The 22,886-nt window shown below is 60.9% G+C and carries 15 protein-coding genes and 4 pseudogenes; 10 read left to right on the top strand and 9 right to left on the bottom strand.

Translation table 11 applies throughout. From position 1 onward, the window contains the following. Positions 1-55 precede the first annotated feature (55 nt). Entirely contained in the window at positions 56-289 is a 234-nt protein-coding gene (locus RS887_RS01365; RefSeq protein WP_008023011.1) for a hypothetical protein, read from the top strand. A 93-nt stretch (positions 290-382) separates the two neighbouring features. Here the strand turns inward: RS887_RS01365 and sulA are convergent. After that, positions 383-858: pseudogene (gene sulA / locus RS887_RS01360) on the bottom strand (SOS-induced cell division inhibitor SulA). 10 nt (positions 859-868) lie between these two features. Then, complete coding sequence (gene lexA, locus RS887_RS01355; protein ID WP_322614108.1) at positions 869-1,477, bottom strand: transcriptional repressor LexA; 609 nt, start codon at positions 1,475-1,477, stop codon at positions 869-871. Between the two features lie 229 nt (positions 1,478-1,706). Between lexA and RS887_RS01350 the strand changes: the two genes are divergently transcribed. The 3 genes from RS887_RS01350 to RS887_RS01340 all read left to right on the top strand — a co-directional run bounded on the left by RS887_RS01350 (position 1,707) and on the right by RS887_RS01340 (position 4,333). After that, positions 1,707-2,414 carry a TetR/AcrR family transcriptional regulator gene (locus tag RS887_RS01350; RefSeq protein ID WP_322614107.1) on the top strand — a complete coding sequence of 236 codons (708 nt, stop codon included), beginning with the start codon at positions 1,707-1,709 and terminating at the stop codon, positions 2,412-2,414. A 158-nt stretch (positions 2,415-2,572) separates the two neighbouring features. Continuing rightward, positions 2,573-3,583, top strand: a complete 1,011-nt coding sequence (gene nagZ, locus RS887_RS01345) for a beta-N-acetylhexosaminidase (protein ID WP_322614106.1) — start codon at positions 2,573-2,575, stop codon at positions 3,581-3,583. Positions 3,584-3,595: 12 nt separating this feature from the next. Continuing rightward, on the top strand, positions 3,596-4,333 hold the full coding sequence (locus RS887_RS01340) for an S-methyl-5'-thioinosine phosphorylase (protein ID WP_322614105.1): 738 nt from the start codon (positions 3,596-3,598) through the stop codon (positions 4,331-4,333). Positions 4,334-4,480: 147 nt separating this feature from the next. On the opposite strand, the pseudogene RS887_RS01335 reads toward RS887_RS01340, so the two are convergent. From RS887_RS01335 to mfd, 3 genes and pseudogenes are all read right to left on the bottom strand, one after another. Then, positions 4,481-7,164 (bottom strand): annotated as a pseudogene (locus RS887_RS01335) (SNF2-related protein); the annotation flags it as partial. A 10-nt stretch (positions 7,165-7,174) separates the two neighbouring features. After that, positions 7,175-7,753, bottom strand: a complete 579-nt coding sequence (locus tag RS887_RS01330) for a CsiV family protein (protein WP_322614104.1) — start codon at positions 7,751-7,753, stop codon at positions 7,175-7,177. A gap of 10 nt (positions 7,754-7,763) precedes the next feature. Beyond that, positions 7,764-11,213, bottom strand: a complete 3,450-nt coding sequence (mfd, locus tag RS887_RS01325) for a transcription-repair coupling factor (protein ID WP_322614103.1) — start codon at positions 11,211-11,213, stop codon at positions 7,764-7,766. 363 nt (positions 11,214-11,576) lie between these two features. Here mfd and RS887_RS01320 point away from each other — a divergent pair, with 363 nt between their 5' ends. The 3 genes and pseudogenes from RS887_RS01320 to sthA form a co-directional block, all read left to right on the top strand. Next, positions 11,577-13,040 (top strand): glyceraldehyde-3-phosphate dehydrogenase, encoded by a 1,464-nt coding sequence (locus RS887_RS01320; protein ID WP_322614102.1) that lies wholly within the window; start codon positions 11,577-11,579, stop codon positions 13,038-13,040. A 291-nt stretch (positions 13,041-13,331) separates the two neighbouring features. Next, complete coding sequence (locus tag RS887_RS01315) at positions 13,332-14,369, top strand: FAD:protein FMN transferase (RefSeq protein ID WP_322614101.1); 1,038 nt, start codon at positions 13,332-13,334, stop codon at positions 14,367-14,369. A gap of 206 nt (positions 14,370-14,575) precedes the next feature. After that, a pseudogene (gene sthA / locus RS887_RS01310) lies at positions 14,576-15,959 on the top strand (Si-specific NAD(P)(+) transhydrogenase); the annotation flags it as partial. Between the two features lie 29 nt (positions 15,960-15,988). Here sthA and RS887_RS01305 read toward each other — a convergent pair. Together RS887_RS01305 and RS887_RS01300 are read right to left on the bottom strand one after the other, a co-directional pair. Further along, a pseudogene (locus tag RS887_RS01305) lies at positions 15,989-16,709 on the bottom strand (glycerophosphodiester phosphodiesterase). 14 nt (positions 16,710-16,723) lie between these two features. Then, positions 16,724-17,305 (bottom strand): PilZ domain-containing protein, encoded by a 582-nt coding sequence (locus RS887_RS01300; RefSeq protein WP_322614100.1) that lies wholly within the window; start codon positions 17,303-17,305, stop codon positions 16,724-16,726. Between the two features lie 94 nt (positions 17,306-17,399). Here RS887_RS01300 and RS887_RS01295 point away from each other — a divergent pair, with 94 nt between their 5' ends. The 3 genes from RS887_RS01295 to RS887_RS01285 all read left to right on the top strand — a co-directional run bounded on the left by RS887_RS01295 (position 17,400) and on the right by RS887_RS01285 (position 20,649). Next, positions 17,400-18,650, top strand: coding sequence for a lipoprotein-releasing ABC transporter permease subunit (locus RS887_RS01295; RefSeq protein WP_322614099.1), 1,251 nt, complete (start codon positions 17,400-17,402; stop codon positions 18,648-18,650). Between the two features lie 7 nt (positions 18,651-18,657). Further along, complete coding sequence (gene lolD / locus RS887_RS01290; protein WP_177323586.1) at positions 18,658-19,341, top strand: lipoprotein-releasing ABC transporter ATP-binding protein LolD; 684 nt, start codon at positions 18,658-18,660, stop codon at positions 19,339-19,341. 63 nt (positions 19,342-19,404) lie between these two features. Beyond that, positions 19,405-20,649 (top strand): lipoprotein-releasing ABC transporter permease subunit, encoded by a 1,245-nt coding sequence (locus RS887_RS01285; protein ID WP_322614098.1) that lies wholly within the window; start codon positions 19,405-19,407, stop codon positions 20,647-20,649. 124 nt (positions 20,650-20,773) lie between these two features. On the opposite strand, the gene RS887_RS01280 is transcribed toward RS887_RS01285, so the two are convergent. Further along, positions 20,774-22,123 (bottom strand): heavy metal sensor histidine kinase, encoded by a 1,350-nt coding sequence (locus RS887_RS01280; RefSeq protein WP_322614097.1) that lies wholly within the window; start codon positions 22,121-22,123, stop codon positions 20,774-20,776. After that, a complete protein-coding gene (locus tag RS887_RS01275; protein WP_007995297.1) occupies positions 22,123-22,803 on the bottom strand; it encodes a heavy metal response regulator transcription factor in 681 nt (226 codons plus the stop codon). Before RS887_RS01275 ends, RS887_RS01280 begins: the two co-directional genes overlap by 1 nt. Between the last annotated feature and the right edge of the window lie 83 nt (positions 22,804-22,886).

Below are 22,886 nucleotides of genomic sequence, written 5' to 3'. Positions count from 1 at the left end.
GCGAAGCCCGAGCGATGCCTATATAATCCCCGCCTTTCGTGGAGAACAGTCCTTTATGCCAACGTCCTTTCTAGAAATTGTCGAGTTACCAGACGGCCGTATCGAGCTGCGCAGGGCTGAGGACGAGGGTTCTCTGGTTACTTTGGATTTCTCCGAGGACGCCAAGGCGTTCCTGCAAGGACAGCACGTGGAAGTCGCCAAGGCGATGTTGAGCGTCGGTGTGCAGATGGCGGGTCGCCTGGTTGAAGGCGAATTCGACAAGGAAGAGGGGACGCGGGTTCTGCATTGATCCCCGTCTGTCGTTTTTCCTGATATCGCTACTCATCGGCTTCTCTGTCCCTGGAGAAGCCTCGCGCGGTGAAGCACGCGTCTTGCCTGTCAGTTAACCCAGTCGAATATTCAGACTCTGAGCGTCCCCGGTGCGGGCGGCGTTGATCAGTTGTTGCCGCGATTGGGGGCTCAGCGGGTTGATCCAGCTGACCACCGTGTGGCTGCGCCCCAGGCGCAACGCTTCGCAGGTCAGTTGCTGGGCGCTCTGGCTGCCCCGCGGCTGCAGCAACAGGATGCGTTCGCGGTTGAGGCCGGCATCTCGCAGCCAGGCTTGAGTCAGGCTGGCGGGCGGCGCGATCAGTGTCAGCCAGCGTGCATCCTGGTCCTGGCTCAATTCCCTGAGGATGGGTGCCAGAAGGCTCAGGCAGTTCCCGGCTGCACCACGCAGTGACAGCTCGCTGAAAACGTCAGGTTCGGCGCTCCAGGGGACTCGACTACGTCTTTCAGAATCGGCGCCAATGGCTGTGCCATGAACGCTTCGAACAACGGCAGTTGGGTTTGCTGTGGTGATGTCTGCGGGAACTGCATGGTGCCTCCTTTAGCGGCGAATGACGCCGACACTCAAGCCTTCGATCACCAGTTCCTGATCTTGAAGGTTCACTTCAATAGGGGCGAACTCGGGGTTCTCGGCGATCAGCCAGACTTTGCCGCCGTCACGCTTGAAGCGCTTGACAGTCACTTCGTCGCCGATTCGCGCAACCACGATCTGGCCGTTACGGGCTTCGCGGGTGGTGTGGACCGCCAGCAGGTCACCGTCGAAAATGCCGACATCCTTCATGCTCATCCCGTGGACGCGCAGCAAGTAGTCGGCGCGTGGATGGAAGAAGGCGGGATTGATGTTGCAGGACTCTTCGATGTGTTGCTGCGCAAGAATCGGGGCACCGGCTGCGACCCGGCCAATGATCGGCAGGGTGGAATCGTCGGCCTTGGCTTCGAAACCGGGGATGCGAATGCCACGGGAGGCGCCAGGCGTCATCTCGATGGCACCCTTGCGGGCCAGCGCCTTGAGGTGCTCTTCCGCCGCATTGGGTGACTTGAAACCCAGTTCCTGAGCGATTTCCGCGCGGGTGGGTGGGTATCCGTTGTCTTCCAGGCAGCGTTTGATGAAAGCCAGAATCTCTGCTTGTCGTGGCGTCAGCTTTAGCATATCGATCGCTCTGTTTTTTTATACAGTGACTGGGATTATATACAGTAAAGCGGTCTTGGCAATGTTCCATTTTTCAGTCGCCGCCGGACGGTCAATCAGTCAGTGGATTGAAGCTTTGTCGTTGTGTGGTTAAATGGCTGACCGACCATTCCCAAAACGAACTGCCAGACTTGACAAGGCACAGGCTGAAACGTATGTTTCAAACAAGTGTTTGTCAGGCGGAGTAGCCATGGCCCAGTCGGAAACCGTTGAACGCATTCTTGATGCCGCCGAGCAGTTGTTCGCGGAAAAAGGTTTCGCTGAAACCTCGTTGCGTCTGATCACCAGCAAGGCGGGTGTCAACCTGGCGGCGGTGAACTATCACTTCGGTTCGAAGAAGGCGTTGATCCAGGCGGTTTTCTCGCGGTTCCTCGGGCCGTTCTGCATCAGTCTCGATAAAGAGCTGGAGCGGCGTCAGGCCAAGCCTGAAATCAGGCCGACACTTGAAGAGTTGCTGGAAATCCTCGTCGAGCAGGCATTGGTGGTGCAGCCGCGCAGTGGCAACGACCTGTCTATCTTCATGCGTTTGCTGGGGCTGGCATTCAGTCAGAGCCAGGGGCACCTGCGTCGTTATCTGGAAGACATGTACGGCAAGGTGTTCCGCCGCTACATGATGCTGGTCAATGAAGCGGCACCGCGCATTCCACCCATCGAACTGTTCTGGCGCGTGCACTTCATGCTGGGTGCGGCGGCGTTCAGCATGTCCGGTATCAAGGCCTTGCGGGCGATTGCTGAAACCGACTTCGGCGTGAACACCTCGATCGAGCAGGTCATGCGCCTGATGGTGCCATTCCTGGCCGCCGGCATGCGTGCCGAATCCGGTGTGACGGATGCGGCCATGGCCACTGCCCAGTTGCGTCCGCGCACTAAATCGACACCGGTTGCCGCCAAGGTTTAACCGTACACGGGTGGGCGCGGCAGCTGACATCCGCTAAGCTAGCCGCCCATGCCGACTCTGTTTCTGAACCCGTTTCCCATTGATACCGCCGACCTGCCGGGCACAGCCCCCGGCGGCGAATTCGTGTGGGACGGGTTTTCTGTTATCAAGGAAAAACTATGACTGCTGGCTTGCAAGGCTCGTTGATGGTGGACGTCGCCGGTACCTGGCTGACGGCTGAAGATCGCCAATTGTTGCGCCAGCCCGAAGTGGGTGGCTTGATCATCTTTGCCCGTAACATCGAGCATTCGCGTCAAGTGCGCGAGCTGAGTGCAGCCATTCGCGCCATTCGTCCCGATCTGCTGTTGGCGGTGGATCAAGAGGGCGGCCGCGTGCAGCGCCTGCGCCACGGTTTCGTGCGTTTGCCCGCCATGCGCGCCATTGCCGACAACCCGAACGCCGAATACCTGGCCGAGCAGTGCGGCTGGATCATGGCGACCGAAGTGTTGGCCGTTGGCCTGGACCTGAGTTTCGCCCCGGTGCTCGACCTCGATTACCAACGCAGCGCGGTGGTGGGTACCCGTTCGTTCGAGGGTGACCCGGAGCGCGCCGCCCGATTGGCCGGTGCGTTCATCCGCGGGATGAACAGCGCAGGCATGGCGGCCACCGGCAAGCACTTCCCCGGTCACGGCTGGGCCGAAGCGGATTCCCACGTCGCGATCCCGAATGATGAGCGCAGTCTCGATGAGATCCGTGCCAACGATCTGGTACCGTTTGCCAGATTGAGCAAGCAACTGGCCGCGGTCATGCCCGCCCATGTGATCTATCCACAAGTCGACGCCCAGCCGGCCGGTTTTTCCCGTCGCTGGTTGCAGGAAATCCTGCGTGGCGAGTTGCAATTCGACGGGGTGATTTTCAGTGATGACTTGTCCATGGCGGGGGCTCACGTGGTCGGCGATGCCGCCAGTCGAATCGAAGCAGCGCTGACTGCCGGTTGCGACATGGGCCTGGTGTGCAACGACCGTGCGGCCGCCGAGCTCGCCCTGAGCGCTGCCCAGCGGCTGAAGGTCAAGCCATCCGAGCGTATTGCGCGGATGCGAGGCCAGTCGTTCGCCAGCACCGAATACCGTCAGGACCCGCGCTGGCTGACCGCTGTCGGCGCGCTCAAAGAAGCTCAATTGATTGATTAAGGACTGTTCGTTATGACGGTTTACGCGATTATCGGTGGCACTGGCCTGACTCAGCTCGAAGGCCTGAGCATTCGTCAGTCACTGACAGTGGACACGCCTTACGGCGCACCTTCGGCCGACGTTCAGATCGGCGAATATGCCGGCAAGGAAGTGCTGTTCCTTGCGCGTCACGGTCATCCGCATCGTTTTCCGCCGCATCAGGTCAACTACCGCGCCAACCTCTGGGCGCTGAAACAGGCCGGGGCGCAGGCGATTCTCGCGGTCAATGCCGTGGGTGGCATTCATTCCGCCATGGGCACCGGGCATTTCTGCGTGCCGCATCAGTTGATCGACTACACCAGCGGTCGTGAACACACTTATTTTGCCGATGATCTGGAGCGCGTCACCCATATCGACTTCAGCTACCCCTACAGCGAACCGTTGCGCCAGCAACTGATCGCGGCATTGGCGGCGGAAGGTGTGGGTTACAGCAGTCATGGCGTGTATGCATGCACTCAAGGGCCGCGCCTGGAGACAGTGGCTGAAATCGCCCGGCTGGAGCGTGATGGCTGCGACATCGTCGGTATGACGGGTATGCCGGAAGCAGCTTTGGCCCGCGAACTGGAACTGGATTACGCCTGCCTGGCGCTGGTGGTCAACCCGGCGGCGGGCAAGTCGACGGCGGTGATCACCATGGCCGAGATCGAGCAGGCCTTGCATGACGGCATGGGCAAGGTGAAATCGACGTTGGCGCGGGTGCTAAAGGGCTGAGTCCCACTTGATACCGAGTTGACTTCATCGCGAGCAAGCTCGCTCCCACAAGATTGGTGGCGTTCGAAAAATTTGTGGTCGACGCGGACACTGTGGGAGCGAGCTTGCTCGCGATGACGGACTAAAAGCGCCACACATCTCAACGTTTTCGAGGTTTTTCGGCAGCGGCGCAAACAAAGCCTCGATATCATCATTCTGCAGTTTCCAGTCCCCGGCCTTGCGCCCATCCAGCACGCCGGCCGCGAGGTCGGATTTTTCCTTTGCAGGTGCTGAATCTTTTCTTCCACCGTGCCGCGGGCAATCATTTTGTAAACGAACACCGGCTTTTCCTGGCCGATGCGATACGCCCGGTCGGTCGCCTGGTTTTCCGTTGCCGGGTTCCACCACGGGTCGTAATGAATCACCGTGTCCGCTTCGGTCAGGTTCAGGCCCACGCCACCGGCCTTGAGGCTGATCAGAAAAATCTGACGCTTGCCGCTCTGGAAATCCTTCACGGGTGTGCGGCGGTCACGGGTCTGGCCGGTCAGCAGGGCGTAGGCCACGCCGCGTTTGTTCAGTTCGTCTTCGATCAGCGACAGCATTGAAGTGAACTGGGAGAACAGCAGGATTCGTCGACCTTCCTCGAACAGTTCCTCGAGCATTTCCATCAGGCTGTCGAGCTTGCCTGACGTGCTGCCACGGCCTGGCAGGGTCGCCTCGTTCACCAGGCGCAAATCGCAGCACACCTGACGCAGCTTGAGCAGCGCTTCCAGAATGATGATCTGGCTGCGGGCCACGCCTTTGCGGGTGATCTCGTCGCGGACTTTCTTGTCCATGGCCAGGCGCATGGTTTCGTAGACATCGCGTTGGGCCTCGTTGAGCTCGACCCAGTGGATGATTTCGGTTTTCGGTGGCAACTCGGTGGCCACCTGTTCCTTGGTGCGGCGCAGCAGGAACGGCTTGATCCGGCCGTTGAGGTGCTGAAGCCTGACCTCGCTGGTGCGTTTTTCAATCGGCACGCGGTAATCGCGGTTGAAGCTTTTGACGTCGCCCAGCCAGCCGGGCAGGAGGAAGTGAAACAGCGACCACAGTTCACCCAGATGGTTTTCCAGCGGTGTGCCGCTCAGGCACAGGCGCTGCCGGGCATTGAGCTCGCGGGCAGCCTGGGCGGCCTTGCTGCCGGGATTCTTGATGTATTGCGCTTCATCCAGCACCAGTATGTGCAAGGGCTGCGCCGCGAGGCGTTCGACATCCTTGGGCAGCAGCGCATAGGTGGTCAGGATCAGATCGTAATCAGCCAGCTTGTCGAAGTGCTTCTTGCGACTGGCACCGTATAGCGCCAGTACTTTGAGCTGCGGCGTAAAGTGCGCCGCTTCGTCGAGCCAGTTGGGGATCAGGCTGGTCGGCATCACGACCATGCACGGCCGATCGAGGCGTCCGGCGTTTTTCTCGCTCAGGACGTGCGCCAGTGTCTGCAGGGTTTTGCCCAGGCCCATGTCGTCCGCGAGAATGCCACCCACTTCCAGCTGCCGCAGTGATTGCATCCAGCTCAAGCCTTCGAGCTGATAAGGACGCAGCGTCGCATTCAGGCCGTCCGGGGCGGCGGCCGTGTGGTCCTTGATGTCGCGCAGGCGCTGGGCAAAGGTGCGGATCTGTTCTCCACCCTCCCAGAGCAGTGGCATGTCTTCCAGCGGGTTCAGGCGCGTGGCATCGGCCTTGCTCAGGCGCAGCGTGGTTTCGCCAGGCTCCTGCAGGTAGAACTCGCCGAGGGTTGCCAGCACCGGCTTCAAGCGGCCGAAGGGCAGGGCGACCTGCAGCGGGCCGTATTCGGAGTTCGGGCGATTGGGGATGTTGACCAGGATCAGCTCGTCGTCGCGTCGTCGGGCCAGGCGTTCCGGGTTGAGGATTTCGGTGTGGGAGCGCATCAGGTTGAGCAGGATCGGCAACAGGCTCAGGCGTTCGCCATTGACGATGATCCCCAGTTCCAGGTCGAACCAGTCGCGCTCCGGTACCTGTTCGACCGTGGCGTACCAGTCGTCTACCGCTGTCAGGTCAAAACCGAAGTCCTCGTCGATCTGCAATTCCCAGCCCTGGGTGCGCAGCTTCGGCAGTTCATTGAGGGTAAAGGTCAGCCAGGCGCTGTCATTGACCATCTCGAACAGCTCGCCGGCACTTTCCGGCAACGCCTTGCTTTGCCGGGTGGCCACTTTGAAGCCGAGGATGCGCAGCTGTTCCCGGTAGGACTGTTCCACTTCCGGGTGGCGTTTTATCCGCAGCGTCTGGGTTTCCTGACGAATCAGGATGTCGGCGTTTTTCTGACCGGAAACGTATTCGTCCAGATAACTGAAAGACAGCGCCGCGCGATGCTGAATGTAGCGCTGCATTCGACCGTTGCGCGGTTCGAACGCACTGAACTCGATGCTTGCGAGCCACAGGCGCGGAACGGGTTGCACATTGTCCACCAGCACTTGTGGCGGGGCTTTCGGGTTGCGGTTTTCCAGGACGGCCTGGAGTTTTTCCAGGAGTTCAGCGTCTTTGGCGGCGGCGGGGTAGTCGAGGGTTTCCTGCACTTGCAGGAGCACCGCCGCGCAATGTTTGCAGTTGTTGTGGACCGGGCAGGAGCATGTGGCGTCGACCATCAGCAGGGTGCCCTTGGCTGACTCGCGCAGGCGAATGGTCTGACGGTAAACGTTACCGCCAGAGCCTTCGCAAGCGGCGATGATCGTGGCATCGCCGGCTTCAACGATCCTGACACGATTCTCCAGCGCGTAGCGGCGGCCACGCTCCAGGCTCTGTTCCTTGAATCGGCTGACCCAGGAAGGTGCCAGGGGTTTGCTCAGGGTCGCAGGCATAAGGACTCAATCAGTCCGGAATTTCTTCGGGGACTGGCCGAGGTGCAGGGGCGGTCAGCGAGGTGATCTTGATCAGCAGGCCGAGGTGGCCGTTGTCGAGGAAGTTCAGCTGGCCGTTCTTGGTGTGGCTTTCCTGTTTCAAGCGCTCGCTGGCGGTCACCATGCCATTGGCATCGATCTGATTGACCCAGAAATCGGCGTCGACATCGGTAAAGCGTCCCAGCTTCATGTTCAGCGTGCCCTCGATCGGGAACTGACCATATTGTTCCTTGCCATCGCTGATCGCCACTTTGCTGGCCGCTTCGCCGAGGGTCTGTTGCCAGGCCTTGTGCAGCAACACCGTGTAATCGGCACTGCTGGTGAGTTTTTCGACCTCGCCATTCAGGCTCGGTGTACGCAGGCTGCCGGGGCTGACGGGTTGGGCGCCAGCCGCCCAGTCTTCCGGCGCAGCGCGGCTGACAATCGCCGGCACGGCGTTTTGACGGACCAGAATCATTTCGACCTGATACAGGTCATCGGCAAATGCCGTGGGTGCAACCAGTGCCGGCATCAACAGGGTCAGCAAGGTCAGTGAGCGAAACAGGCGCATGCGGCGTCCTTCAAGCAGTTGTCGGAACGAGGCGCTCGAAAAGCGCCTCTACAGTATTAAAGCGCTCTTCCGGGCGCTCCATCGGAACCATGAACTTGAACATCGTGGCGCCTTCGAATTTGTAGCGTTTTGGCTGGCTCTGGATCAGCTTGATCAGGGTCAGCGGGTCGACCGGCGTCTGTGCGGCGAACTCGACGCGACCGCCCTGGGGGCCGCCATCGACTTTCTTGATGCCCAGTTGCTCGGCCTGCAATTTCAACGCCGTGATGCGGATCAGGTTCTTGGTCGGTTCCGGCAACAGGCCGAAACGATCGATCATCTCCACCTGCAAATCCTTGAGGCCGTCTTCATCGGTGGCCGAGGCAATGCGCTTGTAGAGAATCAGGCGGGCGTGGACATCCGGCAGGTAGTCTTCCGGAATCAGCGCCGGTACCCGCAAGTTGACTTCCGGGCCGCCGCCCAGCGGTTGATCGAGGTTTGGCTGCTCGCCCTTGCGGATCGACTTCACTGCGCGCTCGAGCATTTCCATGTACAGCGTGAAACCGACAGCCTGGATCTGCCCGCTCTGGCCGTCACCGAGCAGTTCGCCGGCGCCACGGATTTCCAGGTCGTTGGTGGCGAGCACGAAGCCCGCGCCGAGGTCCTGGGTGTTGGCAATCGCTTCCAGGCGCTTTTCCGCGTCCGGGGTGATTTGCTGGCGCGGTGGTGTCAGCAGGTAGGCATACGCCTGGTGGTGGCTGCGTCCGACCCGGCCGCGCAACTGGTGCAACTGTGCCAGGCCGAACTTGTCGGCACGCTCGATGATGATGGTGTTGGCACTCGGTACGTCGATGCCGGTCTCGATGATGGTCGAGGCGATCAGCACGTTGAAGCGCTTGTGGTAGAAGTCGCTCATCACCTGTTCGAGTTCGCGTTCGCGCATCTGCCCGTGACCGATGCCGATTCGTGCTTCCGGTACCAGTTCGGCGAGGTCGGCGGCGCATTTCTCGATGGTCTTCACGTCGTTGTGCAGGTAATAGACCTGACCGCCACGCAGCAATTCACGCAGCAAGGCCTCTTTGACCGTGCTCTTGTTCTGCTCCATGACGAAGGTGCGTACCGACAGGCGACGGGCCGGCGGTGTGGCGATGATCGACAGGTCGCGCATGCCCGACACCGCCATGTTCAGCGTGCGCGGAATCGGCGTGGCGGTCAGGGTCAGGATGTCGACTTCGCTGCGCAGCGCCTTGAGCTGTTCTTTCTGGCGCACGCCGAAACGGTGTTCCTCGTCGATGATCACAAGGCCCAGGTTTTTGATTTTGACGTCGTCCTGCAGCAGCTTGTGAGTGCCGATGACGATGTCGATCTTGCCTTCGGCCAGGTCTGCGACCGCCGCGTTCACTTCCTTGGCCGACTTGAAGCGGCTCATCACCTCCACGGTCACCGGCCAGTCGGCGAAGCGGTCGCGGAAGCTGTTGTAGTGCTGCTGGGCGAGCAGGGTGGTCGGCACCAGGATCGCCACTTGCCTGCCGCCATGTACGGCAATGAACGCGGCACGCATCGCCACTTCAGTCTTGCCGAAGCCGACGTCGCCGCACACCAGGCGATCCATTGGCTTGGGCGCGAGCATGTCGTCGCGCACTGCTTCGATAGTGGTTTGCTGGTCCGGGGTTTCTTCGAACGGGAAGCCGGCGCTGAAGGTGGCGTAGTCGGCTTTCGGATCGGCGAAGGCGTAGCCTTCACGGGCTGCGCGGCGTGCATAGATGTCGAGCAACTCGGCGGCCACGTCGCGCACCTGTTCGGCGGCCTTGCGCTTGGCTTTCTGCCAGGTCTCGGAGCCGAGGCGGTGCAACGGGGCCAGGGCATCGTCGCTGCCGGTGTAGCGGGCGATCAGGTGCAGGTTGGCCACCGGCACATACAGCTTGGCGCCTTCGGCGTATTCCAGGGCGAGGAATTCAGCGGTCTGGTTGTCGATTTCCAGGGTCGCCAGGCCCAGGTAGCGGCCGACACCGTGGTCGATATGCACCACCGGCGCACCTTCGCGCAGCTCGGTGAGGTTCTTGATGACGGCATCGTTGTTGGCATCGGCGCGCTTTTCGCGGCGCCGACGCTGCATCACGCGCTGGCCGAACAACGGGCTTTCGGCAACCAGGGCCAGGGCCGGGTCGTCGAGCTGCAGGCCTTCATCGAGTGGCGCGATGGTGATGGCCAGGCGCTCCTTGCCGGCGACAAAGTCCGGCCAGCTGTCGACGGTTTTCGGTCGCAGCTTCAGGCGTTCCAGCAGTTCCAGCAGCACTTCGCGGCGGCCCGCCGATTCGGCGGTAAACAGCACGCGACCGGGGAACTGGTCGAGGAACTCTGCCAATGCCGCCATCGGCTGTGTGGCCTTGGCTTCGATGGCCAGGTTCGGCAGCGGCTGCGCCGGGAAACGTTCGCGGCCGACGCCAGGTTCCACGTCCTGCTGACTGGCGACCACGCGCGGCCAGCTTTTGAGGCGGGCAAAGCAGTCCTCTACCGGCAGGAACAACTCGTCCGGCGGTAATAAAGGGCGGGACGGGTCGACGCGGCGTTCTTCATAGCGATTGCGCACGTCGTTCCAGAAGTTTTCCGCGGCTTGCTCGATGCCCGGCAGGGAAAACACTTGCGTGTCCTGGGGCAGGTAATCGAACAGCGTCGAGGTTTCTTCGAAAAACAGCGGCAGGTAGTACTCGATGCCGGCTGGCGTAATCCCGCTGCTCAAGTCCTGGAAGATCGGGCAGCGGCGGAAGTCGACGTCAAATCGCTCGCGGAAGCGCGCCTTGAAACGGGTGACCGCTTCTTTCTGTAGCGGGAACTCCTTGGCCGGCAACAATTTGACCGAGTCGACTTTGTCGATGGAGCGCTGGTTCTCCGGGTCGAAGGTGCGCAGGGTTTCGATTTCGTCGTCGAACAGATCGATGCGATACGGCAGCTTGCTGCCCATCGGGAACAGGTCGATCAGCGAGCCACGAACGGTGAACTCGCCGTGTTCATACACCGTATCGACGTAGCGATACCCCGTGGCTTCAAGCCGGGCGCGCATCTGCTCGACGTCGAGCTTCTGACCGATGTCCAGCACCAGGCTGCTGCCGAGCAGGAACCTGGTCGGTGCCAGGCGATGCAGGGCGGTCGTGATCGGCACCACCAGTACGCCATGGCTCAGTTCCGGCAGCCGATACAGGCTGGCGATGCGCTGGGAAATGATGTCCTGGTGCGGTGAGAACAGGTCGTAGGGCAGGGTTTCCCAGTCGGGAAAGTGCAATACGGGCAAATCCGGGGCGAAGAAACCCAGCTCCTGTTCCAGCCGTTCGGCACTTTGGCTGTCGGCGGTCAGCAGCAGGGTAAAGCGCTTGGCAGCGCTGGCGGCCTCGGCAATGGCCAGGCTCAGGGCGGCACCGGGCAGGTTGCCCCAGTGCTGTTTACCTGCCGCGGCAGGGAGAAGCGGTAGACGCAGAACGGGCACGGAAGGTTGAGCTCCAAGCGTTGCGACAAAGTCGGTAATTGTAGCGGTCTACGGTGCCGCCTGTCAGTTGCTGACTGTGTCTAAAGCACGGGTTTGGCGAAATGTAGTGGTAAAGACAAAATTCTGCGCTTTTTTACCTAGAATTATTGAATATGTAGTGGCAAAAACAACGAGTGTTACGGAGGGTTACGGATAAGGAGATTTTGACTCCAAAAAATTGACTGTGCTGCAAGCCCCGGTTTTATTGGGCTGGAGCGAGGTGTAATTTTTTTGAACGACGATTTGTTACGAAAAGCACGACGGGCGCGCATTGCTACCGCTGTCACTCGGCGGCATAATGTAGCCCCTTTTTTCTGCCCCTACATGTGGAAGGTTCCCGTGACTCAGAAGCCCGACCAGTGTCTTGGTGAATGGATCGACCGTGAAGCACTCGCAGAAGCGATGATTCCGCTTATCGGTCAGCTCTACCGCAATAATAACGTGGTGAGCTCGATCTATGGCCGCAGCCTGATCAACCGCTCGGTGATTTCGATCCTCAAAGCACACCGCTTTGCCCGTCATCGCCAGACCGACGAAACCGAACTCTCCGTCCACGAAACATTCCCGCTGCTCAAAGCGATGAGCGAGCTCAAGCTCGGCGCCGCCTCGGTAGACCTGGGCAAGCTGGCGGGCAAATTCAAGGCCGAAGCCAATGGCCGTAGTGCCGAGCAGTTCGTCCGTGAAGAACTGGCCGACGTGGTTGGCCAGCAGAACGCTTCCGCCCGCAAAGGCACCGACGTTGTCCTGTACGGCTTCGGTCGTATCGGCCGTCTGCTGGCGCGCATCCTGATCGAGAAAACCGGTGGTGGCGACGGCCTGCGCCTGCGCGCCATCGTTGTGCGCAAGGGTGCCGAGAACGACCTGGTCAAGCGCGCCAGCCTGCTGCGTCGTGACTCGGTCCATGGTCCGTTCGATGGCACCATCACCAGCGATGAAGCCAACAACACCATCACCGCCAACGGCAACCTGATCCAGGTTATCTACGCCAAGAGCCCGGCCGAAGTCGACTACACCCAGTACGGCATCGAAAACGCCCTGATCGTCGACAACACCGGTGTGTGGCGTGACGCCGACGGCCTGGGCCAGCACCTGGCCTGCCCGGGCGCTGCCCGCGTGATCCTCACCGCACCTGGCAAAGGCGCGCTGAAGAACATCGTTCACGGCATCAACCATGGCGACATCAGCCCTGACGACAAGATCATCTCGGCGGCTTCCTGCACCACCAACGCCATCGTGCCGGTGCTCAAGGCAGTCAACGACAAGTACGGCATCGTCAACGGCCACGTCGAAACCGTTCACTCGTTCACCAACGACCAGAACCTGATCGACAACTTCCACAAGGGCAGCCGTCGTGGCCGCGCCGCGCCGCTGAACATGGTCATCACCGAGACCGGTGCCGCCACCGCAGCCGCCAAGGCGCTGCCAGTGCTCAAGGGCAAGCTGACCGGCAACGCGATTCGCGTTCCTACGCCGAACGTGTCGATGGCCATCCTGAACCTGAACCTGGAAAAGGCCACCACTCGCGAAGAGATCAACGAGTACCTGCGCCAGATGGCCATGCACTCGGAACTGCACAAGCAGATCGACTACGTGAGCTCCCAGGAAGTGGTTTCCACTGACTTCGTTGGCTCGCGTCACGCAGGCGTAGTGGACGCTGAAGCGACCATCACCCAGGATAACCGCGTTGTTCTGTACGTTTGGTACGACAACGAATTCGGTTACAGCTGCCAGGTGGTTCGCGTGATGGAAGACATGGCCGGTGTAAACCCGCCAGCATTCCCGCGCTAAGCCTTAGCTGCACATGAAAACGCCCCGACCCTGGTCGGGGCGTTTTTGTTTGTGCGGTTGTCAGTTGGGAATATGTTGCCTGTGCCGACCTCATCGCGAGCAGGCTCGCTCCCACAGGGTTTGGTGGTGTTTGCATGGTACTGATCACACCAGCCATCCAATGTGGGAGCGAGCCTGCTCGCGATAGCGGTCTGAGGGAGCTATCAATGCTGAATGTGATGGCCTCTTCGCGAGCAAGCCCGCTCCCACAGTTCTATCGCATAATGGCTGGCCCTGGCGGCGTGTCAGGGGATGTATTGGGGAGCTCGGGAATTGTTGATCAGGTGGCAGGGGGTGGCATTTTTGCTGCTCGGCGCACTATCAGGCTGCGGCAGCGGCGACACTCTGGAAAGCTTCGGCGGCCCGACCATGGGCAGCACCTGGTCGATCAAGTATGTGCGCCATGCCGGCCTTGCGGCGCCGGACGAAGTCCGCGTTCAGGTCGAGCAGATCCTTGCTGACGTCGACCGGCAAATGTCGACCTACCGTAGCGACTCGGACATCGAGCGCTTCAATGCATTGCCGGCCAATCGCTGTCAGGCAATGCCGGCGTCAATCCTCGAACTGGTCCGCGTGGGCGAGCAACTGTCGGTGCAAAGCGACGGTTCCTACGATCTGACGGTGGAGCCGTTGCTGAACCTCTGGGGATTTGGCCCGCAGGCCCGTGAGGAAAAAGTCCCGACCGCCGAAGCGCTCGCCGAAGTCCGCAAGCGCGTCGGCCACGAGCACTTGCGCATCGATGGCGACCAGTTGTGCAAGGACGCCGCTGTCGAGGTCGATTTCAACAGTATCGCCGCCGGTTATGCGGTGGACAGGATTGCCGCAAGACTCGAGGCGATGGGCATTCACGATTATCTCGCCGAAGCGACGGGGGAGCTCAAAGCGTCCGGCAGGAAGGCCGACGGTTCGCCATGGCGCATCGCCCTGGAAGAGCCTCGGGATGACCGGCAAGTGGCCGAGCGCGTCATGCTTGTCGACGGTTATGGCCTATCTACCTCCGGCGACTACCGGAATTACTTCGAGCAGGGCGGTCGGCGTTTTTCCCACACCTTCGATGCGCGTACCGGTGCGCCGGTCTCACATGGCCTGGCGTCCGTCACGGTCATTCATCCTTCGGCGTTGATGGCCGATGGCTTATCGACGCTGTTGCTGATTCTCGGTCCGGAGCGCGGTTGGGACTACGCAGAAAAGCACGATATCGGTGCATTTTTTGTGATTCGTGCCGATACAGGTTTCGTCACACGCAGCAGTCACGCTTTTGAGCGCCTCAGTGGCGAAAAAGCCAAGTGATTGTGGCGATTCGAGCATTGAAAACTGGCGTTGTAGTGCAGGCAAAAGTAGCCTACGACGCGACCAAGGGTTAATGTGCGCGGCGTTGACGCTTCTATAGACTGTGTCCGGGTTCTGCACAGGCCCCAAATTGTTCCTTCATGCCACAGATTGGCGTGATTTAGCCGCAGGTGCCGAGGTGCCGCGGCCTGTTCTGAGGAGTACGCATGGCTGTCTACAACTACGACGTGGTGGTGTTGGGTTCCGCCCGGCGGGGAAGGCGCGGCAATGAACGCCGCCAAGGCAGGGCGCAAGGTGGCGATGGTCGACAGCCGTCGCCAGGTCGGCGGCAACTGCACTCACTTGGGCACCATCCCGTCCAAGGCACTGCGTCACTCGGTGCGGCAGATCATGCAGTTCAACACCAACCCGATGTTCCGGGCCATTGGTGAGCCGCGCTGGTTCTCGTTCCCGGACGTGCTGAAAAGCGCCGAGAAGGTCATCTCCAAGCAAGTCGCTTCGCGCACCGGCTACTACGCCTGTAACCGCGTCGACGTGTTCTTCGGCACCGGCAGCTTGCCGACGAGCAAACCATCGAAGTGGTCTGCGCCAACGGCGTGGTCGAAAACTGGTGGCCAAGCACATCATCATCGCTACCGGTTCGCGTCCTTATCGCCCGGCGGACATCGATTTCCACCACCCGCGTATCTACGATAGCGACACCATCCTCAGCCTCGGTCACACCCCGCGCAAACTCATCGTTTACGGCGCCGGCGTGATCGGTTGCGAATACGCCTCGATCTTCAGCGGCCTGGGTGTACTGGTCGAGCTGGTGGACAACCGTGGCCAATTGCTGAGCTTCCTGGATTCGGAAATTTCCCAGGCCCTGAGTTATCACTTCAGCAACAACAACATCACGGTTCGCCATAACGAAGACTATGACCGCGTCGAAGGCGTGGACAATGGCGTGATCCTGCACCTCAAGTCCGGCAAGAAGATCAAGGCCGACGCCTTGCTCTGTGCAACGGCCGTACCGGCAACACCGATCAGTTGGGTCTGGAAAACATCGGCGTGAAGGTCAACAGCCGTGGCCAGATCGAAGTCGACGAGGCGTACCGCACCTGCGTGCCGAACATCTACGGCGCCGGTGACGTGATCGGCTGGCCAAGCCTGGCCAGTGCCGCCCACGACCAGGGCCGTTCGGCCGCTGGCAGTATCGTCGATAACGGTAGCTGGCGCTTTGTGAACGACGTGCCGACCGGCATCTACACCATTCCGGAGATCAGCTCGATCGGCAAGAACGAGCAGGAGCTGACCCAGGCCAAGGTGCCGTACGAAGTGGGCAAGGCGTTCTTCAAGAGCATGGCGCGGGCGCAGATCGCCGGCGAGCCGCAAGGCATGCTGAAGATCCTGTTCCACCGTGAAACCCTGGAAGTGCTGGGCGTTCACTGCTTCGGTTATCAGGCGTCGGAGATCGTGCACATCGGTCAGGCGATCATGAACCAGCCGGGCGAACTGAACACACTCAAGTACTTCGTCAACACCACGTTCAACTACCCGACCATGGCCGAAGCCTATCGGGTAGCGGCGTACGACGGCCTCAACCGGCTTTTGAGCGGCTCCGGCCGGGGAGACCGATTTCAGCAATTCTCGAGCGTGGCGGTGGCCAAACCGGGAAAGTCTGTAATCAGGCTGTCAACGCCGAAGTCGGCGAGTCTGCGCATCAGCGCAGGCTCGTTGACGGTCCACACCGACACATGCAGCCCCTGACGCTGCGCCCTTTGCAGGCGTTCCGGCGTGCACAGGGTCCAGTTCAGCGCCAGAATCACAGCCATAGCTGGCCGCGACCTTCAGCGGGTCGAGCCAGGCATACTCGGCCACCAGCCCGCGGGATACGTCCGGCACCAACTCCAGCGCAGCCTTGAGCACTTCACGGGAACTGGAGGTGATGGTCACCTTGTCCATCAGGCCATGACGCTGGGCCATTTCGCGAATCGCCAGCACGGTGGTCGCGGCACGCATCCGTGATGCACTTTTGACTTCCAGCTGCCAGTGATCGAAGTCGCATTTCTCGAACAGTTCTTCCAGCGTCGGAATCGGGCAGGGCTTGATCCAGCCCGGGCCACCCTTGCGTGCGTCATAGGTCACAAGCTCAGCCGCCGTGTGTTCGACGACCTTGCCGCGACGGTCAGTAGTGCGTTTGAGGGTCGGGTCGTGGATGACCATCAGCTCGCCGTCCATGGACAGGTGCAGGTCCAGTTCGCAACGACGCACGCCGTGCTTGAGACATTCCTGAAAGCTGGTCAGGGTGTTTTCCGGTGCTTCGCCCTTGGCGCCGCGATGGCCGTAGATGAGGGTCACGGTTCTTCCTTAAATTAATTGCCTGATTCGAGTTGTTCGCGGGCCAGGCGTCGTTCCTGGGCCTGCTTTTGCAAGATGTGGCGGGCCAACAGTTGGCGCTGGGCGTCGGTCAGGTGCTCGAACTCGGTGCCGATGTCATAGCCATCGCCCTTGCGGTCGCAATGGGTGACGCGAGCGCGCAGCAGCAGGCCCAGGGCTTGCGGCATCAGTACCAGCTTGACCGACAGGCGTGCGCCGGTGGCTATGGGCGAGGGATGCTGAAAGTCGATACCGCCTTCGGAGATGATCACCGGCTGCGGCTCGCCGATTTGCCCGAGCACGGTGATGGCGATCACCTGGCTCAGCAAATCGATGCGTTTGTTCTGGGATTTGAGGAACGCCGCGATGGTCCGGTCGCGTTCGCTGATCTGGCGCAACAGGTGTTGCGACTCGAATTCGCTCAGGTGCAGTTCGCTGAGCAGGTTGAAGAGCGGGGAAGCATCTTGCAACACTTCCTGGCCTGCCGCTTCAGTAGCGGACAGGGGCCGAATTTCCAGTGCGATCGTATCCTCGATACGGTAGTATTCGCGGCGATCTTCTTCATCTAATGTCGACATGGCGAACCCATGGTAGCGGCGGTGGTCTGAGTGTAAAGCTGGTTATCGACCCCCGCCACAAGGACGTTCCTTTTCCCTCCGAACAAGCCCCGACATGTTCAGACCTCTCTTCGTATTTATCGGCACGCGTTACACCCGTGCAAAGCGTCGCAATCATTTTGTGTCATTCATTTCCCTGACTTCGATGATCGGGCTCGCCCTTGGCGTGGTCGTGATGATCGTGGTGCTGTCGGTGATGAACGGCTTCGATCATGAGATGCGCACCCGCGTGCTGGGCATGGTGCCCCACGCGACCATCGAGTCCGGCGAGCCGATCAGCGATTGGCAAGGCCTGGCGGCCAAGGTCAGGCAGAACCCGCAGGTGACGGCCGTGGCGCCGTTTACGCAAATGCAGGGTTTGCTGACCAATAACGGCAAGGTCTCGAAAGTCCTGCTCAATGCCATCGACCCGGCGCAAGAGCGCCAGGTGTCGATCATCGATCACTTCATGACCCAGGGAAAACTCGACGATCTGGTGCCGGGTGAGTTCGGCATCGTCATCGGCGACAAGGCCGCGGCCAAGCTCGGTGCGGCCGTCGGCGACAAGCTGACCTTCGTTGCCCCGGAGGTCACCGTGACCCCGGCCGGGATGTTCCCGCGCATGAAGCGCTTTACCGTGGTCGGCATTTTCCATGTCGGCGCCGGTGAGCTCGATGGCTATCTCGGCGTCACCAACCTGCAGGATCTGGCCCGGCTGCACCGCTGGAAGCCGGATCAGGTCCAGGGCCTGCGCCTGAAGTTCGACGACCTGTTCCAGGCACCGCGCACCGCGTGGAGCATCGCCCGCGATCTTGGCGAGGACCGTTACTACGCCCGGGACTGGACCCGCACCCACGGTAACCTGTACCAGGCGATCCGCATGGAAAAGGCCATGATCGGCCTGTTGCTGCTGCTGATCGTTGCCGTCGCGGCGTTCAACATCATTTCCACACTGGTGATGGTGGTGAACGACAAGAAGGGCGACATCGCGATCCTGCGCACACTGGGCGCCACGCCAGGCACGATCATGCGCACGTTCATGGTGCAGGGCACCGTCATTGGCGTGGTCGGCACGGCCATTGGCGCCGTGGTCGGCATCTTCGCCGCGTTGAATGTGAGTGCCGCGATCTCGGCCCTCGAAGGCCTGATCGGCCACAAATTCCTCAACGCCGACGTGTATTTCATCGATTACCTGCCGTCGCAGGTGCAGAGCCAGGACGTCGTGATGGTCTGCTCCGCGGCGTTGGTCCTGAGTTTCCTCGCCACCCTGTATCCAGCCTGGCGTGCCGCGCGCACCCAGCCGGCGGAGGCGCTACGCTATGAGTGAGTCGGGCATGAGTGATAAAGCAATCTTGAGTTGCCGCAACCTGGGCAAATCCTACGAGGAAGGTCCGGAGTCGGTAGAGGTCCTGGCCGGGCTGCAACTGGAAATGCATCCGGGTGAGCGTGTGGCGATTGTCGGCAAGTCGGGCTCGGGCAAAAGTACCTTGCTCAATCTGCTGGGCGGCCTCGATACACCGACCAAGGGCAGCGTCTGGCTCGACGGTGAAGAACTGTCGGCGCTGAGCGAGAAGAAACGCGGCCTGTTGCGCAATCGCGCCCTCGGCTTCGTGTACCAGTTCCACCACCTGCTGCCGGAATTCACCGCCCTGGAAAACGTCTGCATGCCGCTGCTGATCGGCAAGACGGCGATTCCTGAAGCGCGTCAACGGGCCACGGCGTTGCTGGAGCGGGTAGGGCTGGGCCATCGCCTGGAGCACAAGCCGGCCGAATTGTCCGGTGGTGAGCGTCAGCGTGTGGCCATCGCCCGCGCCCTGGTGAACACACCGGGCCTGGTGATGCTCGACGAGCCGACCGGCAACCTCGACGCCCACACCGCCCAGGGGATCCAGGACTTGATGCTGGAGCTCAGCACCTCGATGCGCACGGCGTTCCTGGTAGTCACCCACGACATGAACCTGGCCCGCCAGATGGATCGCGTCCTGCACCTGCAGGAAGGTTGCCTAACCCCCATCTGATTGGCTGAAACCCGGTGCCTGAAAGGGCATCGGGTCTTTTATTCTTATACGGTGCCCCAGCGAATGTTCAGACCGTTATCGATCTTTATCGGCACGCGCTATACCCGCGCCAAGCGCCGCAATCGCTTTGTTTCCTTCATCTCGATGACGTCGATGATCGGCCTCGCCCTCGGCGTGCTGGCGATGATCGTGGTGTTGTCGGTGATGAACGGCTTTCAGCGCGAAATGAGCTCGCGCATCCTTGGCATGGTGCCTCACGCCACCATCGTCGGCGTCAACCCGATTGATGACTGGAAGCCGGTGGCAGCGGCGGCGATGAAAAATCCGCAAGTGACGGCGGCAGTGCCGTTCACCGAGATGGAAGGCATGCTCTCCTACAAGGGCACGATGCAGCCAATCCAGGTCAGCGGTGTCGACCCGGCGCTGGAAGGCCAGGTGTCGATCGTTGCCAAACACATCGTCCAGGGCAGTCTCGAAGCCCTGAAACCGGGCGAATTCGGCGTGGTGATCGGCGAGATCACGGCGCGCCGCTTCCGCTTGAACGTCGGCGACAAGATCACCCTGATCGTGCCGGAAGTCAGCAATGCACCGGGTGGCATTACCCCACGCATGCAACGCCTGAATGTGGTCGGCGTGTTCAAGGTCGGCGCCGAACTGGATGGCACGATGGCGCTGATCCACATGGCCGATGCCGCGCAGATGCAGCACTGGGAGCCGAATCAGGTGCAGAGCGTGCGCCTGGCGGTGAAGGACCTGTATGCCGCGCCACAAGTGTCGAGCGACATCGCTACAGGCTTGGGTGGCGCCTACAAGGCTGACGACTGGACCCACACCCAGGGCAGCCTGTTCAGTGCAATGAAAATGGAAAAAACCATGATCGGCCTGCTGTTGCTGATGATCGTCGCGGTGGCGGCGTTCAACATCATCGCGACCCTGATCATGGTGGTGAACGACAAGGGCGCGGACATCGCGATCCTGCGTACCATCGGCGCCACGCCGCGGGAGATCATGGCGATCTTCATGGTGCAAGGCACCGTGATCGGCATCGTCGGCACTCTGATTGGCGGTGTGTTGGGCGTGATTGCCGCGTTGAACGTCAGCGAGATGGTGGGCTGGATCGAACGGGTCAGCGGGCAGCACATCTTCAGTTCCGATGTGTATTTCGTCAGCAACCTGCCGTCCGAGCTGCAAGGCGCGGACGTGGCGCTGATCTGCACGGCGGGCTTCGTCATGAGCTTCCTGGCCACGGTTTACCCGGCATGGCGGGCGGCGAAGATCGAGCCGGCTACTGCTCTGCGGTATTCGTAAGCTTCAAGATTGCTTTCGCGGGCAAGCCCGCTCCCACAGGGATCTGCGTCGTACACAGATTATGTGAACGCCACAAAACACTGTGGGAACGGGCTTGCCCGCGAAGAGGCCGGAACTGCTGGCCTCAATCTCCTTTTGGTAACTCAATCACAAACCTGGTCCATCCATTGTCCGATTCACAACGAATCTGCCCACCATGGGCGCGGATGATCGACCGGGTGATCGCCAACCCCAATCCCGCATGTTCACTGCTGCCTTCGCGGCGTGCCGGGTCAGCCCGGTAAAAACGGTCGAACAAGCGCGGCAGCAACTGCGGATCAATGCCGGCTCCCGAATTCTCCACCCGCAGGCTCAGGCAATCGGGCTGCTCGTCAATCCTGACCTGTACCGTGCCCTGGGCCGGGGTGAAGCGCAGCGCATTGTCCAGCAGGTTCGACAGCGCTCGTCGTAACATGCTGCGGTCACCTTCCAAGTGTCCAAGGCCTACGCGGCTAAGCGTGACCTGGGCGTCTTCTGCCAGCGGTGCAAAAAACTCCAGCAGCAGGTCTGCCTCTTGCGCCAGTTCCAGCGATTCGCGTTTGGGGATCAACAGTCCATGGTCAGCCTTGGCCAGATAGAGCATGTCGTTGACCAGTTGCGCCATCCATTGCAGTTCTTCGAGGTTGCTGTGCAGGGCTTCGCGGTAGTCCTCGAGGGGGCGAGGGCGGGTGAGGGTGACCTGGGTGTGGGTCAGCAGGTTCGACAGTGGCGTGCGCAGTTCATGGGCAATGTCGGCGGAGAACGCGGACAGGCGCTGAAACGAGTCGTCGAGGCGTCCGAGCATGGCGTTGAAATGGTGGGCCATTTCCGCCAGTTCCGGCGGCATGTTTTCTTCGGGCAACCGCGAGTTCAGCGATTGCGCCGAAACACCACTGGCAACCGCACTGATCCGCCGCAACGGGCGCAAGCCGCTGCGTGCCGCCCAGGCGCCCAGCAGCGCAGTGGCCAGGGCTGACAGGCCGACGGTCAGCCAGATCAAATGCTGCATGCGTTGCAGAAAGTGCTGGTGGTGGGTGATGTCCAGCAGCAAGGTCAGTTGCGGTGATTCGGGTTTGTCCGGGAAAAGCGGCGCATTCAGGACGCGGTAATCCGTGCCTTCGTGGCTCACCGTCGACAATCCGGGCTGGCTCGGCAATGCCTGCGGAAGGTTCGTCGCGCTGTCATACCAGCGCCGGCCGTCGCTGCCAGTGATTCGCAGGGACAGATCAGCCTGTCGGCTTAGTTTCTCCACCAGCTTCACTTGGCTGTCACTCGACTGAAAGTCGTGCAGGGCCCGACGCAAGCCAATCAACTTGCCGTCCAGCAGTTGCTGGTCGAGCTCAATGAAATGCGCCTCACTGGCACGGCTGAACAGCACCCCGGCGAACAACGACACCACGGCGGTGCATGCCGCAAACAGCAGCGCCAGCCGGCTGCTCAAGGACAGACGGCGCATCAGGCGGGGCGCTCTTCAAGGACATAACCCATGCCACGCACAGTGTGGATCAGCTTGTTGGGGAATTCATCGTCGATCTTCAGGCGCAGGCGACGGATCGCCACCTCGATGACATTGGTGTCGCTGTCGAAATTCATGTCCCAGACCTGGGACGCAATCAGCGACTTGGGCAGGACTTCACCCTGGCGGCGCAGGAGCATTTCCAGCAGGGCGAACTCCTTGGCGGTGAGATCGATACGCTGGCCGCTGCGTTCGACCCGGCGACGGATCAGGTCCAGGCGCAAATCGGCCAGTTGCAGGCTGGTCTCTTGCGGCGTGGCGCTACCGCGACGCAACAGGCTGCGCACTCGCGCCAGCAGCTCGGAAAAGGCAAACGGCTTGACCAGATAATCGTCGGCGCCCAGTTCAAGGCCGTGAACCCTGTCCTCCACGGCGTCACGCGCGGTCAGAAAAAGCACCGGCGTGTCCAGGCCAGCACTGCGCACGGCTTGAAGAATCTGCCAGCCATCGCGACCGGGCAGCATCACATCGAGAATCAGCAGGGCATATTCGCCGCTGAGGGCCAATTGCTGGCCGGTGTTGCCGTCGGCCACCAGTTCCGTGTTGAACCCGGCCTCGGCCAGGCCCTGGCGCAGGTAATGGCCGGTTTTCGGTTGGTCTTCGACGATCAGCAGTTTCATGGGCGACTCATGGCAAATGGTACGAACGCTTTATACCGTGGGCAGCGATCGCACAGGTCAAGCTTACAAAGTTGTAATCTGGC

This window comes from Pseudomonas sp. BIC9C (genome assembly GCF_034541995.1).
GTDB classification, from domain to species: Bacteria; Pseudomonadota; Gammaproteobacteria; order Pseudomonadales; family Pseudomonadaceae; genus Aquipseudomonas; species Aquipseudomonas fluorescens_CC.
The sequence above is the reverse complement of the archived record's forward strand: the minus strand, read 5'-3'. Positions and strand labels throughout refer to the sequence as shown.